Annotated in this window: 11 protein-coding genes; 3 read left to right on the top strand and 8 right to left on the bottom strand. The window is 54.8% G+C overall.

Annotation, left to right across the window (positions count from 1 at the left end):
- Window positions 1-49: 49 nt before the first annotated feature.
- From ACR0CG_RS02540 to ACR0CG_RS02515, 6 genes are all read right to left on the bottom strand, one after another.
- Complete coding sequence (locus ACR0CG_RS02540; RefSeq protein ID WP_170679361.1) at window positions 50-868, bottom strand: ATP-binding cassette domain-containing protein; 819 nt, start codon at window positions 866-868, stop codon at window positions 50-52.
- Between the two features lies 1 nt (window position 869).
- The gene (locus ACR0CG_RS02535) at window positions 870-1976 is read right to left on the bottom strand and encodes an ABC transporter permease (protein WP_170614203.1); all 1107 of its coding nucleotides are present in this window, start codon (window positions 1974-1976) and stop codon (window positions 870-872) included.
- 69 nt (window positions 1977-2045) lie between these two features.
- A complete protein-coding gene (locus tag ACR0CG_RS02530) occupies window positions 2046-2966 on the bottom strand; it encodes a sugar ABC transporter substrate-binding protein (RefSeq protein ID WP_170614202.1) in 921 nt (306 codons plus the stop codon).
- Between the two features lie 123 nt (window positions 2967-3089).
- The gene (gene iolG, locus ACR0CG_RS02525; protein ID WP_480522726.1) at window positions 3090-4103 is read right to left on the bottom strand and encodes an inositol 2-dehydrogenase; all 1014 of its coding nucleotides are present in this window, start codon (window positions 4101-4103) and stop codon (window positions 3090-3092) included.
- A gap of 191 nt (window positions 4104-4294) precedes the next feature.
- A complete protein-coding gene (locus ACR0CG_RS02520) occupies window positions 4295-5413 on the bottom strand; it encodes a hypothetical protein (protein ID WP_480522725.1) in 1119 nt (372 codons plus the stop codon).
- A gap of 113 nt (window positions 5414-5526) precedes the next feature.
- Complete coding sequence (locus ACR0CG_RS02515; RefSeq protein ID WP_170614199.1) at window positions 5527-5754, bottom strand: hypothetical protein; 228 nt, start codon at window positions 5752-5754, stop codon at window positions 5527-5529.
- A gap of 431 nt (window positions 5755-6185) precedes the next feature.
- Between ACR0CG_RS02515 and ACR0CG_RS02510 the strand changes: the two genes are divergently transcribed.
- Window positions 6186-7349: a tyrosine-type recombinase/integrase gene (locus ACR0CG_RS02510; protein ID WP_480522724.1), complete on the top strand. Its 1164-nt coding sequence runs from the start codon at window positions 6186-6188 to the stop codon at window positions 7347-7349.
- 104 nt (window positions 7350-7453) lie between these two features.
- On the top strand, window positions 7454-8086 hold the full coding sequence (locus ACR0CG_RS02505) for a tyrosine-type recombinase/integrase (RefSeq protein ID WP_480522723.1): 633 nt from the start codon (window positions 7454-7456) through the stop codon (window positions 8084-8086).
- A gap of 103 nt (window positions 8087-8189) precedes the next feature.
- Here the strand turns inward: ACR0CG_RS02505 and ACR0CG_RS02500 are convergent, their stop codons facing one another.
- Window positions 8190-9842: an amidohydrolase family protein gene (locus tag ACR0CG_RS02500; protein ID WP_170469012.1), complete on the bottom strand. Its 1653-nt coding sequence runs from the start codon at window positions 9840-9842 to the stop codon at window positions 8190-8192.
- A gap of 46 nt (window positions 9843-9888) precedes the next feature.
- Window positions 9889-10725 carry an efflux RND transporter periplasmic adaptor subunit gene (locus tag ACR0CG_RS02495; RefSeq protein ID WP_170469009.1) on the bottom strand — a complete coding sequence of 279 codons (837 nt, stop codon included), beginning with the start codon at window positions 10723-10725 and terminating at the stop codon, window positions 9889-9891.
- Between the two features lie 536 nt (window positions 10726-11261).
- Between ACR0CG_RS02495 and ACR0CG_RS02490 the strand changes: the two genes are divergently transcribed.
- Window positions 11262-14564 (top strand): adenylate/guanylate cyclase domain-containing protein, encoded by a 3303-nt coding sequence (locus ACR0CG_RS02490; RefSeq protein ID WP_480522722.1) that lies wholly within the window; start codon window positions 11262-11264, stop codon window positions 14562-14564.
- Window positions 14565-14596 lie beyond the last annotated feature (32 nt).

The following is a 14596-nucleotide window of genomic DNA, read 5'->3' as shown; positions in this document are numbered from 1 at the left end:
GGGTTTGGATGGCCCACCCGTTGCGGCGGAACATCCTGTAGTTCGTCGCTCAGACGGTCCCGCCGAGCGATCCTTCGAGTTGGGCCATCTCCTGACCGCCTGCCATCAGGTCCTGCAACTGTTCCGGCGTAATCTCGCCGCGCTTTGCCGTTCCCAGTGTCTTGCCGCGGTTCAGCACGGTAAAGCGGTCGCCCACCGCCAGCGCGTGGCGCACGTTGTGGCTGATGAACACAACGCCGACGCCCTGGCTGCGCACCTTGTCGATGGTGGCCAGCACGTTCGAGGTCTGGCGCACACCAAGCGCCGAAGTCGGTTCGTCCAGGATCAGAATCTTGGCACCGAAATAGACCGCGCGGGCGATGGCAACGGTCTGACGCTCCCCCCCGGACAGGGTGCCCACGGCCTGATCCGGCCCACGCAGGTTGATGCCCATCTTGCGCATCTCTTCCATGCAAACATCGTTTGCCTGATCGACGTCGAACCGCTTGAGCAGACCTTTGCCCTTGGTAGGCTCACGGCCCATGAAGAAATTGCGCGTCACGCTCATCAGCGGGATCATCGCCAAGTCCTGGAACACGGTCGCAATGCCCGCCTCCATCGCATCGCGCGGCGTGTCGAAATGCAGGGGCCGACCTTCGAAAAAGATCTCGCCCTTGGTGGGTTTGTGCACGCCGGACATGGTCTTGATGAAGGTGGATTTACCCGCACCGTTGTCGCCCAGCAGACAGTGGCATTCCCCGGGCTTGACGTCAAAGCTGACGCCGGCAAGGGCGATGATATTGCCAAAGTGCTTTTCGATATTTTTCATTTCCACGATCGGGGCGGCATCGGTCGCGTCGCCGTGGTGAAACTTGGTGTCTTCGGTCATATCAGCGCTCCCCGGTTACGCGTTTACGGATCGCGTTGTTGAACAGAACGGCGATCAGCAGCATGGCGCCCAGGAAGACCTGAAACCAGTCCTGATCGAAGTCGGTATAGGTGAGGCCGATGACAACCATGCCGAAGATGATCGAGCCAAAGAACGCCCCGATGGCCGAGCCATATCCGCCGGTCAGCAGACAGCCGCCGATCACTGCGGCGATAATCGCCTCAAATTCTTTCTGGAAGCCCCGGCGCGCATCGGTCGAACCAGCGTCCATCACCGTGATGATCGCAACCAATGCGGCGCAGCAGGCGGTCAGCATGAACAGCGAAACCTTGACGCGGTTGACCGGAACACCCGAGTTCGAAGCCGCAACCCTGTCCCCGCCCGAGGCGAAGATCCAGTTTCCGACCGGAGTGCGCAGCAGCACATAAGTCGCCGCCAGCGTGATGACGATGAACCACAGGATTTCGACTGGGATACCCGGCACCTTGGGCGCACCGCTTTTGAACGTGTCGATCATGCCGTTGGCCGCCAGCCAGGCGAACAGGCCTCCGAACGCTTCGCCGGAAAAGAATGGTGCCAGCCAGTCGTTTTCGACCGCATCGCGCACGCCGCGCAACTGGGTCGAGCCGCCTGTCGCCATTTTCAAACCAACCAGGGACAGGCCGCGCAGAATGAACAGAAACGCCAGCGTCACGATGAACGATGGCAGGCCCGAGCGGATCACGATATTGCCGTTGATCGCACCGACACAGGCCGCGAACAGGAATGTCATTGGGATGGCGAAGATCAGCGGCAATTGCCAGGTCACGACGCAGACGCCGAAAAACAGCCCCGAGAACGCGACCATCGACCCGATCGACAAGTCGAACTCTCCGCCGATCATCAGCAGCGCGGCCCCGATGGCCAGAATCCCCAGCTGCGCGGCGGGGGTCATGAAGTTCATGACGCCGGCAAGGGTAAACATCGACTCATCCGCAGTGATCGCAAAGAACACGAAAACCAGGACGGCACCTGCCATGGCGCCCAACTCAGGCCGTTTCATGAGTTTGGTTAGGAACGGTTCTTTCTTGACCCTTTCGTCCGATACGACGGGCGCTGACTCACTCATGGTTTCCTCCCAATTCGGTGAGATCGGCGCGCTGGCGCCGATCCTGTTGTTTGCCGGAACCTTCCGGGATTAGCGGATGCCCTGCGCGGACAGGTCGATCACCTGCGCCGCCTTTTCCTGCGTGATCAGGTTCGGACCCGAAGGCACGTTGCCGCCGGGCATCAGGCCGTATTTGGCGTGCAGACCCATGAAGTTCACCGACAAGTAGCCCTGCAGGTACTGCTGCTGGTCGATGGCAAAGGCCGCGTCGCCATCCGCGATCGACTGCAGGAAGTTTGCCGACAGGTCGAACGAGGCGACGTTCACATCGCGGCCAGACCCTTTGACGGCTGCAACCGCAGGCTCACCGGCCGAGCTGGCACCCAGCGCCATGACGGTGTCGATGGCTTCGTTGGCGGCCAGCGCAGCAGCCACCTTCGATTCGATTTCCGAAGGATCGTTCGAGGTCGGCAGAACTTCGACATTGCCGCCAAAACCTTCGGTGAAGCCCGCGCAACGCAAGTCAAGCGCGACGTTGCCCACCTCGTGGTTGACGCAGATCGCCGTGCTGCCGCCCATCGACGCCAGTTTTTCGCCAGCAGCCTTGCCCGCGTCGAACTCGTCCTGACCGACATGCAGTAGGGCGCCCAATTCCTTGGAAACGTCAGAACCCGAGTTGATCGAGATCACCGGGATACCGGCTGCAACTGCGCGTTCGATTGACGGGCCTAGCGCATCCGCATCCGGGATCGAAACGATAAGACCATCGGGTTCCTGGTTCACGGCAGCGTCGATCAGCTGCGACATGGCCACCATGTCGAAAGTTTCAGGCGCGCGATATTCGACGTTCACGCCCACGTCCTTGCCGGCCTGTTCGACACCGTTCTTGACGACGTTCCAGAAGGCATCATTGGCCTGGCCGTGCGAAACGACAACAATCTCCTGCGCGAATGCAGGTGTCGCCAGCGCCAGAGCCCCTGCTGCCAGTGCGCCCTTTACGAACTTATTCATTCTGTTTCCTCCCATTAGAACAGTCTATTTTCGTGTCGGGGTGTCAGCCCCAATCATTCGGCAGCGCCGAATCTCTGCGACTCCGGTCTGATACGGAGCTGATGTCAGTTTGAAGCATTCCGGTCATTTTGCAACCGGTTTCAAAATTTCAGACATGTCAACCGGCCTTCCGGACTGCGCCGACCGCGTCGCGGCCTCGGCCATTGCAAGCGCGGCAACCCCGTCTTCCAGCGTCACCGGCAGCGCGGCACCCGTCAGGGCCGCCTGTACAAACGCATCCCATTCCGCCTGATAGGCCGGCATGTAACGCTCCAGGAAGAAATAGGTTGGTTTCGCCCCGACAACGCCTTTGTCGGTGGATTTGACCACAGTGTTTTCCAGCATATTGTGAGCCTGCAACAACCCCTCAGAACCCAGCAGTTCGACGCGCTGATCATATCCGTAGGCCGCCCGGCGGGAATTCTTGATGACGGCAATCCGACCATCATTATAACTCATTGTAACAACAGCGGTATCCACGTCTCCGGCCTTGCCGATTTCGGGATCCACAACCGATGCCCCCACGGCGGAGATGGTTTTTGGCAGCTGACCCATTAGATAATTCGCCATGTCGAAATCGTGGATCATCATGTCCCGGAACAAGCCGCCGGACACCTTGATATAACTGACCGGCGGTGGAGCGGGGTCGAATGAGGTGATCGACAACATTTCGGATTTGCCGATTTCCCCTGCGTCCAACGCAGCCTTAAGCGCAGAAAAGTTGGGGTCGAACCGGCGGTTGAACCCGATCATGACAGGTTGGCCACTGTCCGCCGTGGCCTTTTGACAGGCGATGGCGCGTTCGAGGTTCAGATCAACAGGTTTTTCACACAGAACCGCCTTTCCGGCACGGGTTGCCGCTTCGATCAGGTCGGAATGAGTGTCCGTTGGCGTGGCGATCAGCACCGCGTCGATTGCCGGGTCCGCGATGATGTCGTCAGAACTGCGGGCCTCGGCCCCGGTGTCCGAGGCAAGGCTTTCAGCCGCCTCTGCCACCGCGTCGGACACAGCACATAGCTGGCTTTTGGGGTGGGCGGTGATCGCCTGCGCATGCACGCGGCCGATACGTCCGGCCCCCAGCAATCCGATCCTCAGCATTCAATTCTCCCGAATCCTTTATTCGCGTGACAGAATGTTTCGCTTTGCAACCGGTTGCAAGATGTTTTTGCGCTGTGCTGAAAATTGGTGCAGAATCCGGCCGCATGAGCCTGTCAGACCCGATGTGGCAGGCCCGGCTTTGCCGTGTTCTTCGTTGCCGGATCTGCTGCCTGACTGCACTTGAAGCGTGCCTACGACACACCGTTTGCAACAACGGCTTCGGCGATTTTGGGGTCAACGACGACCACGTCGACAGTGGCGATATCCTCAAAAATCTCTGCATGCAGGGTATCACCCAGAACGTCCTGCATCTGCGCCTTGTGGCCATTGATGGATGCGTTCAGCACATCCGCGTATTCCGTTGGCGTCAGCTTTCCGGCAGCAAGCTTCGTGTAGGCTTCCAGCAGGTCATGACGCAACTGGACGATCATTTCCTGATGCGAATCCACGTGCGATTGCATCAGTCCCGGATGTTCGTTTGGAGATACCAAAAACTCTGTTTCTTCCGAACACCGCGGGTAGCGCTTAGTCAGGCAGCCGTCGCAGATGCTTTTCCACTTTTTGACACCCAGACCGTCAATGGCCAACAGACCCAACCGCCCGTAAAGCGTGTGCGTCAGATATCTCCAGCCCTTTGATTTATAACCTTTTGCGTCATTCACCTCGAGCCCGGCTGTACACATGATCCTGTTAGTCGCCTGATGGCAGACACCGTCGAGACCGTACCGGATTCCGGCCAGACCCTTTGTCAGCGGGTCGGTTCGCATTTGCGATAGGCAATCACATTCGGGTTGAAAGGCCATTCCATGACCAATGGACCGCTGATTTTCGTCGTGATCGCCCCCGCAAGGCCACAGGTAGTTCCGCTTACCGGCATCATCGTATCCAACCGCATATGTATGGTCGGCATTCGACTTGATCGGATCGATAAAAGCGCCCTGCGCGAACATCTCGACCTTTCGCTCTTTGTAAGGGTCATAGATGTCGAACTCATCCTGCCACAACCGGTGGCGCTTCCCCTTGACCGGGTGATAGACTTCGGCGCTGACAAATCTCGGCCTGTTCGGATCGATACTCAGCCGAACGACCACCTCGTAGTTTGCAAGCGTCCATTTGTGGCTGTCCTGACCGTCCCAATGACCTTTGGCGGGGTCCAGAGTGATGCGGTAGGTGTGGTCCTTGCAGCCTGTTACGCTCGTTGGAACCTCAATCCTGGCTTTTGGGAAATCCACATAGACTTTACCGTGAAACTTCACCGTGATTCCGGGCGCAACGCTCAGCTTTTGTGTCGGGATTTTGTATGTTCGCATAACAATGACCTTTCTAAAAATATTCGAAAGGTACATTGATCGGGCCAATCCGTCTGTGACGTATTCACGAAGCTCTCAGAACACAGCCCAAGTCCGGGCCGCATGTCCCCAGCCTAGCCCCCGACGTAAACGCCGCTTTTGGGCCGGTAGAATATCTTCTGGTCGTGAAGCCGCCCCAACAGTTCCTGAATGTCGCGAAGCGTTTCTTCCCGCTTCGATTTCTCGTCTTCATCCTCTTGCGCAGATGCGTGAGACTGCGATGCCAAAGCGATCCGGAGAGAGCTTTCGATCAGGTCGATGTCCTTGACCGACAGTTCGAACATGTCGTTGTAGCGGGGCATTTCGAAACCTCCTGGCTGGGCGCAGGTTTCCAGACTGCCCCACGTCGCGTTTGATTACCACTTTTTCGTTACGGTGCGGGAAATCGTTGGGCCTATTGGATGGCAGAGTATGGCCACTCTCCAAATTTCGAACAGCCCATTTATGAAGCTCTGTCGCCAATTTTCGCCCAAACGACAATGAAAGCCACAAGTTTTGCAAGCTCAGGATGTTAACCTGTTGTTGTAAAATGGCGATCCCTGAAGGACTCGAACCCTCAACCTGCTGATTAGAAGTCTTACTACTCTCCCTTCGATACAGTTCCAGGCACTTCTTTCAAACACCAAATCTCTTTATTTTTATGGAACTTATGGACTACCGCCTACGATCGAGCTCTTGTCAACTCTCTTTCTTGTGCTTACCTATTGCTTACCTAGCGTAGAATGCTCTTACGATGCCAAACATCCGACTGACAAAAACAAGCATTGATCGCCTTTCGCCCACAAATCGTGAGGCAATCTATTGGGACGAGAGTTTACCGGGCTTCGGACTGCGGGTGAAAACCACTGGCGTGAAGAGTTTTGTCATTCAATACCGAAGCAAGCAAACTGGTCGGTCGAAACGTAAGACTTTGGGCAAGTATGGGCCAACGCTTTCGCTTGGCACAGCACGTGAGATGGCGCGAAACCTTCTCGCCGAAGTTATCAGAGGTGGGGATCCGGTCTCAGACGGGCAGTTGCTGCGAAAATCGCCAACAGTCTCCTCACTTGCCGAGCAATACTTGACCGAACATGCGGTCCCAAAGAAAAGGCCCGGTAGCGTACGGAATGATCTTTCCATGCTGGAGAGGTACATTTTGCCTAAGCTGGGTGAATTGAAGGTCATTGAAGTGACACACCAGCATATCCAGAAATTGCACAACCAAATGCGCGACACTCCTTATCAGGCCAATCGAACGCTCGCGCTTGCTTCAAAAATGTTCCAACTGTCGGTACGCTGGGGGATGCGATCTGACAATCCCGCGCGTGGTGTTGAAAAATACTTAGAGGAAAAACGTGATCGCTGGCTTTCCGATGCGGAACTTCAACGGCTTCTATTGGCGCTATCCGAACACCCCAATCAGACTGCTGCCAATGCAATCCGCTTCCAGCTTCTGACAGGCGCGCGGATTGGAGAAGTTCTGACAGCCAAATGGGAAGACATTGATCTAGAACGTCGCGTGTGGACGAAACCATCGCATCACACCAAGCAAAAACGGCGAGAACACCTACCTTTGTCTTCGGCAACCACTGCCTTGCTGTCGGAAATGCAAGTGTCGAATACGCTAAACAGCTCATGGCTCTTTCCCGGACGCGATCCTGGGCAGCCGTACAAGGACTTGAAAGGGTTCTGGCGGTCAATAACGAAGTCCGCAGGTCTCGAAAACTACAGGGTACATGATAACCGGCATACACACGCTTCACATCTGGTTTCTAGTGGTTTGAGCTTACTGATAGTGGGCAGGCTTTTGGGACACACGAACCCGTCTACCACGCAACGCTACGCGCACCTCGCAGATGACCCGTTGCGGCAGGCAGCGGATGTGATGGGTAAGAAGATCAGCGGTGGCAGTTCCTGAAACCTGAGAATTTCCTGTGCTGAAGACACGCGAGCGGCAATTAGACTGCAGCTGTCGGCACAGTGTCGATGTTTGGGACGGAAGGGAATGGACGGAGATCTAAGATGTCCAAATCTCTACTTCCCGTTGTCACAACGCGTCGTCCGCCTTGGAACAAAGGCAGACTAGTCGGACAGAAGCGGCCATTGCAGTCAAAGCAAGTCTGGGCCATTCGCGCTCGGCTCGAACTTGCAAACAAGCTGAGAGACCTGGCATTGTTCAATCTTGCCATCGATAGCAAGTTGCGCGGGTGCGATCTCGTCCGCTTGAGGGTTAACGATCTCGCCGTCGGCGATTCTGTTCGCGATCGGGTATCCGTTGTTCAAAGCAAAACTGCAAAACCGGTGCAATTTGAAGTGACGGAGAATACACGTGAAGTCGTGTCGCAATGGGTCTCTTCTCAATACATGCTTGGACAACGGTATCTGTTTCCAAGTCGTATGCATGCTTTGCCGCATCTTTCGACCCGGCAATACGCTAGGCTTGTCCGGGAATGGGTGTCAGCGATTGGTCTCGATCCGTCCAGCTACGGCACGCATTCGCTTAGGCGTACCAAAGCGGCTTTGATATACAGAAAGACCGGAAACCTACGTGCCGTTCAACTTCTGCTCGGTCACAGCAAAGTGGACAGTACGGTGCGTTACCTTGGCGTCGAGCTTGAAGACGCGCTTAGTATTGCCGAACGTATCGATCTTTAATGCTTTGGCGGGCGGGATCGTCCGCTCGCCGCTCCCAAGCAGACTTTCGGAATCTCCCTTTAATCTTCCGCTTCGAGCCCAACACAGACGTTACAATAAGCAGCTAGTCGCCTTCGCCGAAACCCGGCCCGGTTCCATCCAAAGCTGCGTCCTGAAGTGTGAACGTTTCCTGCCAGACTTGTGTGTCGACCGGTTCATGCCGTGGTTGGTTTTCTGGTGGAAAGCGCATTGGTTTTCCAGGCAACGCACCTGTCGCCGCACCGTCCCGTTTTACGAAGACGCCGTTGACGACCACATGAGGCATGCCGCGAGGAGGCAGCCCCTGGGTGCCGCTCTGATAATCCGATCCAGGACCGACAGTTTCAGGGTCGAAGATGACGATGTCTGCTGCCATACCCTCTTGCATACGACCGCGCACGTTTAGGAACTCCACCCCGGTAGCCCCCATATGATAGGCGGGCCAATAACTAAGCTGCGACAACGTAAACATGAGCGGCACGCCTTCCTCACGCGCGAGCTTGAGAACGGTCGAATGTGAACCCGAGGTGCGCGGGTGCCCGGCGAACAAGAGCGGATCGCCACGCAATCCCAAGTCTTCCGTGTACCACATGCTGTCGCTGCCCACGACCATGTTCGGCACTCGGAGCCATTGCGGCAACCACTCCTCCCTCGCGGGATTGAAGACGATCACAGTGCGACCCGGATCGTCTTCTGCGACCTGTTTGTACTCTTCAATCGTCAGGAATTGGTCCTGACTTGGGTCGTACATAATGTCTTCGTATTTGAGCCCAAGGGCAGCGATAGCGTCCGGGGTTAGCTGATCAGAGGCGATCGAGGTGGAGCCGGCTGTATAGGGGTAGTACTCGGCCCACATATTTAATCCCTTGGCGCGCGCCATCTGGAGTTTCTCTTCTATCTCCCACCAGCCATAGTCGTTGTTGTGGCTGTAGAGGAGAGGAGCATCGAGTAAGAAAGCGTTGGTGAAGACTTCCGCAAAGCCAAGCGGAGCTTCCGGGTTCGTCGCCGAGGTATGAAACCGGCCGTGTACCCCCGTGGCCCGTCCGTAGCGGGCCGCCGTGCGTTGCAACTCAAACTGTTCATAAGTGCTGATACCAACGCCCGCGTACCCAACCGTCGAACCTGCACACAGCCCCCCTTCTTGCAAGCCTTTGTCCACGATTTGCATGATCCGGTTCATCTGTTCGACGCTTGCGCGAGTAACAGACCAATCCGCAACACCGTCTTCTGAACTCGACAAAGCGCGCAATGCGAACAAGTTCGAAGCGTCGACGGGCACATCAATCTCAAGCTCGTCCATGACGACCATGCGGGCGATTTCATGCGACACGCAGGTGCCGTAGTTCATCGGCCAAGTGGCTTCTTCGCGGGAATACCAGTCGGCGATGTTGATGGCGCCAACTTCGCTGTCATAGGCTGTCGTGACACCGTCCATCATACTCATGTTGATGGCATACTTCTGACTGGAGTGTGTGTGGCTATCAATAAAACCCGGCGCCACTACATGCGCAGTGGCATCCACGGTATCTTCGCCTTCAATTGGAGCGGTCGTAATTTTGACAATCCAGCCGTCGCTGATCCCGACATTGGCAATTTGGTCAAAGCCTGTTTCAGGGTCCATGACACGGCCGTTCAGAATAACCAGATCATAGGTGTCAGCCGAAGCCCCCGTAGTCATTTCACCTTGAATTATGCAACTGGCGGTCAGGGCCATGGCGCTCCAAAATAACTTCGACATCTCAAACACTCCTCTTCTACAATTCGCTTTCGGGAGGGTGCACACCCTAGTTTTCATAGCCCGTAACAACGACGTCCATTCCCGGTCTCAACACATGCTCCGGATTTGGGAAGGCCACCAAGACCGCCGCTTCATCTGTGTCGGGGTTCAATCCTATGCTCGCCGAGATAATTCGTCCGGTATGGGGGAACTCCGTCCCATCCGGGAGTTCCAGCCGCACAGTAATTGATGCATGTATTGCCGTTTCATCTTCTCCTGACAATACGCGCTCCATAACGCGATCTATTGGAACGGGTGCGCGTACATGGATCGGATCGAGCTGTACAAGTGTGGCAACTTCCCGGCCACGATTGATATTCACATTAGCGTTTTCACGGTAGTTGGGCGATGTCATCTGCCCGCTGAACGGCGCGTAAAGCTTTTGCGCAGCTAGCAAAGATGCCGCCATGTCACTCTGCACGCGTAGTGTCTGTGCGGAAGCTTGCGCAGCTCGCAACGCGAACAAAGCTTCCTGATATTGAGCCTCTGAAACAGTTTCGCGGTCTTTCAGTTCTTGCTGCCGTGCAAAATCTTCCTGAGCTTTTTCAACTGCGACCAATGCTTCATTCAGTTGCGCTTCTGCCAAGGCAAGCTCCAACTCTTTGAAGCCAGTATCGAATTCAACCAACAAGTCACCCTTCGCAACGACTTGTCCTTCCACAAAATGCAACCGGTTGATTTTATTGCTGACTTCGGCTGAAACGTCCCATGCCCGCGCGGGTACAACAATTCCTTCAACAGTTGATGTCACCTGCGCTGCGGAAGTCGGTGGGAAAGCAAATCCCGCAGTCAATAGGATCGGAACGATCGCTAGCAAAGTTTTTGCCCGCCTGCCGAAAATCATATCTCCCCTCCAGGTACTATTCTTCTTTTTTATCACGATATTCTGTCACAGAGTTTGGAACGCAGACTTGACGTGTGTCAAACCGCCGTAGCTGCTGTCCCACCGGAAAAGTAGACCACTGCTTAAGTCTGTTTTGTCCGCACAGCAGACCTTGAGCGTTCTTCGCCAAATGTCCGCTATGCGGACGTAGCCGACAATCGTCTGAACAGTCTAGCTATTACAAACTGCCAATGCCGATAATTATCGTTCCAAATGGCACTGAAATCTAGCTTCCCGCAAACGGTCAGCCGTGCGTGGCGCGGTACTTGATTTGTAGTAACGTCCGCGTTGCGAACGAAACCGTATCTGGCCTCTATTCGAGATATGATGACAATCGGCCAAAACAGAATTTGCGATCCGTCAGAACTCTTTTGTTTATCCTGCTCAGATCAAAAACGAACAAGTAGCTCGTTTGATCCATTCGACTCAATGGTTAACGATTGATTTAGTACAAGTGAAAGTAGTAGATCAGACAAGGGTACTTGCGGGACTGTTCGGTGGATGAACTTGAAAAAATACTGAGCAACATCGGGTTTTCTCAATACCTCGATGCTTTTGTTCAAAACGACATTGATATGTCACTTATTGGCGATCTGACCCTCGATGAATTGAAGGAAATCGGCATCGTTTCTCTGGGGCACCGGAAGAAAATCCTGGCGGGTCTGAAAAAGGCCGCGGAAACATACGACCCAACTGTCACTGCACCCACATCTACAAACCTTGAAAGCTCCTCTGACGCTGAACGGCGAGACGTCACTACCATTTTTGCCGACCTCAGCAGCTATACTCAGTTATCGCGCGAACTGGACAAGGAAGATCTGCACGATGTGCTGTCTTGCTTGTATGATCGCTTCAATGAAATTGTGATCCGCATGGGTGGCACGGTTGACCGTCATATCGGCGATTGTGTGATGGCGGTTTTCGGCGCGCCGGTCTCATTTGGCAACGATAGTGAACGGGCGTTGCGGACAACCGTCGAGATGCACCGCGCCATGGAAGAGATATCTCGAAGATTTGGTCGTGAACTGACTGTTCATATTGGTGCTGCAGCTGGCAACGTTCTCTTCTCCAAGCGCGGTTACGGACAACGAAAAGACCAAGACTTTACTGTGACTGGAGATACTGTGAACCTAGCGTCCCGCCTTGCTGATCAGGCTGGCCCAAAAGAAACACTGATTGACGACAAGATATTTCTGTCTCTCAGTCAAAGCATTCATTGCGACGCTCCAGTCTCTTTACAGGTTAAAGGTTACGAAAGCCCCGTGCTGGCGCATCGGTTTGTCGGCTTCGGTAAGGCGGTCGCACAAAACAAAATTGTCGGACGTGATCGAGAAGTCGAGCTACTGGGTCGAGCACTTGACGGAACCATCTCGCGGCGTACTGGTGAAACGGTATACCTGCGCGGAGATGCGGGTATCGGCAAGACGAGGCTGGTTCAGGAAACTCTTTTAAAGGCAAAAGCGAAAGGTTTTGACAGGCATTCCGCACTGTTTCTTGACTTTGGTCTGGGAGATGCAGAGTCACCCGTGAACAAAATCATAAGCAGTATGTGTGGTCTGGGAGAGCATGCTCAACAATCAGCGGTCATGTCCGTGATCAAGCGATTGACCGAGGCAGACGTCCTGAATGAGATTTCCACACTTTTCATGGTTCAGATTCTGGGCGTGAAACCTGATCTTGAGATGTCGGTGATGCTTGGTGCCATGAGTGACACCGCTCGGGTGGAAGGGTTGCATGAAACCATCAGACGCGTCGTGCGTCATTTCTCAGCGCAAACACCGCAACTGATTGTTTTGGAGGATGTCCATTGGGCAGATCCCAAAATGCTGCCCTTGATAAATATTCTGGTCGATGAAAGTCAGGCCAATCCGGTCTTTCTTTTGCTTACATCACGTATGGAAGGATACGTGATGGACATGGATATTGCTCCGATCGAAAGTTCAGCGCGTGTAAGAAGAATGACCCTGGGCGCTCTGAAATCGGCTGATGCGATGGAACTTGCACAGATGACCATTCGCGTCACGAACCAAATGGTCGATGACTGTATCGAGAAGGCGCAGGGTAACCCGCTTTTTCTGGTTCAGATGTTGGCCCACGCGAACGATGTAGATGGGCTGGTTCCCAGTTCGATCCAAAGCTTGATTCAGGCCCGCTTTGACCGACTTGCGCCGCAAGACAAGAAAATACTGCATGCGGCAGCCGTGTTGGGGCAGCGTTTTACGATGAGCGCCGTGACGCAAATTGCAGAGGTGAACGTTTACGACGAGCGCCCATTGCTGGACGCAGCCCTGATAAAACCCATCGACGACGGATATCTTTTTGCCCATGCTCTGATACGGGATGCCATTCTCAGTACTATTCTGCGGAAAGACTTGCGCGCATTGCATTTGGCAGCCGCAAATTGGTTTGAGAAGCGCGGCGTCGTACTTTATGCGCAACATCTTTCGTTCGCCGAAGACCCACGCGCCGCTGAGGCGTTTCTCTCGGCGGCGCGTGACGCAAGAGATGCATTCCAATCAGATGATGCTCTGGATTTTGCACAAAAGGGGTTGAACTGCGATCCCGATCTAGACACGCGTGGTGCACTTTTGCGGGTCAAAGGCGATGTTCTGCGGGAGTCAGGTGACAGTGAGAAATCCATCACATGCTTCCGCGAGGCACAAGACTGCGCAGCGCATGCGTTGGACAAATGCCGTTCGTTGATCGGCATCGCTGCCGCCATGCGTATCCTGGACCGGATCGATGAAGCGTACGCGGTTCTCGACGAAGCCCAGACTATTGCCGAAGGCGGCACGCTTTTGTCTGAGTTGAGCAATATACACTATCTGCGTGGGAGCCTGCATTTCCCACGTGGTGATCTAGACGGTTGCCAGGAAGAACATTTCAAATCGCTTGAATATGCGCAGAGAGCCGATTTGCCGGAAAGGCAAGCCCTGGCGCTCAGCGGGTTGGGCGACGCCGCTTATGCGCGTGGCAGGATGTTTACCGCTCATGAGGTCATAGAAAACTGCCTGCAGCTTTGTGAACAACATGGTCTGGGTGCAGTACAAAGTGCTAATCTGTTCATGTTGGCCACAACAAAAATTTACATGAACCAGACCGAGCAGGCGCTGGCCTGCGCCTTGCAGTCAGCCGAATTGGCGCAAAAACTCGGAACACATCGTCCGGAAATCGTGTCTCGACTGACAGCGGGCTGGATCCTCACTTCGATGGCGCGGTATGCCGAAGCACGCTCGGAGATCGACAGGGGCAGCAAACTAGCCGAACGCATCGGCGCGAAACGGTTCATTCCCTTTTTGGAAGAGACACTTGCACGCATAGAGTTAGAACAGGGCAACGACATTGAAGCAGAGAGGCTTGCCGAGGCCGCGCTAACGAAAGTGCGCGAAATGGCGCTCGATACTTTTATAGGCCCTTGGGTGATGTCCACGGTTGCCCTAACGACATCAAATGCCGCGCGACGCATTGAAGTTCTGCGGGAAGGAGAAGCATTGCTTGCAAAGGGTTGTGTTGGTCACAACTACTTTCGGTTTTACCGAAATGCCATACAAGCTTGCCTGAACGCAGAGGCTTTCGAGGACGCAGAGCGTTTGGCGACAGCCCTCGAAGACTACACCGCGGACGAACCGACACCATGGTCGCAATATCATATTCAACGGACCAGAGCGCTGACAAACAAAGCGCGCGGGATGCCAGATAACGACGCATTGACATCACTTCGAACGACGGCAGAGGCGGCGAGCCTGTTCAACGCAATGCCCGTCATACGCAAAAAACCCTATCAAACGGCGGCGACCTAAAACTGATCGCACCTGCAGGAAAGGATACAACC

Source organism: Ruegeria sp. AB8 (assembly GCF_056542605.1).
The sequence above is the reverse complement of the archived record's forward strand: the minus strand, read 5'-3'. Positions and strand labels throughout refer to the sequence as shown.

Bases quoted from the DNA above. Each gene is read 5' to 3' on its own strand.
- ACR0CG_RS02500 (WP_170469012.1), bottom strand. From the start codon at position 9,842: ATGTCGAAGTTATTTTGGAGCGCCATGGCCCTGACCGCCAGTTGCATA.
- ACR0CG_RS02540 (WP_170679361.1), bottom strand. From the start codon at position 868: ATGACCGAAGACACCAAGTTTCACCACGGCGACGCGACCGATGCCGCC.
- ACR0CG_RS02530 (WP_170614202.1), bottom strand. From the start codon at position 2,966: ATGAATAAGTTCGTAAAGGGCGCACTGGCAGCAGGGGCTCTGGCGCTG.
- ACR0CG_RS02510 (WP_480522724.1), top strand. From the start codon at position 6,186: ATGCCAAACATCCGACTGACAAAAACAAGCATTGATCGCCTTTCGCCC.
- ACR0CG_RS02535 (WP_170614203.1), bottom strand. From the start codon at position 1,976: ATGAGTGAGTCAGCGCCCGTCGTATCGGACGAAAGGGTCAAGAAAGAA.
- ACR0CG_RS02505 (WP_480522723.1), top strand. From the start codon at position 7,454: ATGTCCAAATCTCTACTTCCCGTTGTCACAACGCGTCGTCCGCCTTGG.
- ACR0CG_RS02495 (WP_170469009.1), bottom strand. From the start codon at position 10,725: ATGATTTTCGGCAGGCGGGCAAAAACTTTGCTAGCGATCGTTCCGATC.
- ACR0CG_RS02515 (WP_170614199.1), bottom strand. From the start codon at position 5,754: ATGCCCCGCTACAACGACATGTTCGAACTGTCGGTCAAGGACATCGAC.
- iolG (WP_480522726.1), bottom strand. From the start codon at position 4,103: ATGCTGAGGATCGGATTGCTGGGGGCCGGACGTATCGGCCGCGTGCAT.
- ACR0CG_RS02520 (WP_480522725.1), bottom strand. From the start codon at position 5,413: ATGCGAACATACAAAATCCCGACACAAAAGCTGAGCGTTGCGCCCGGA.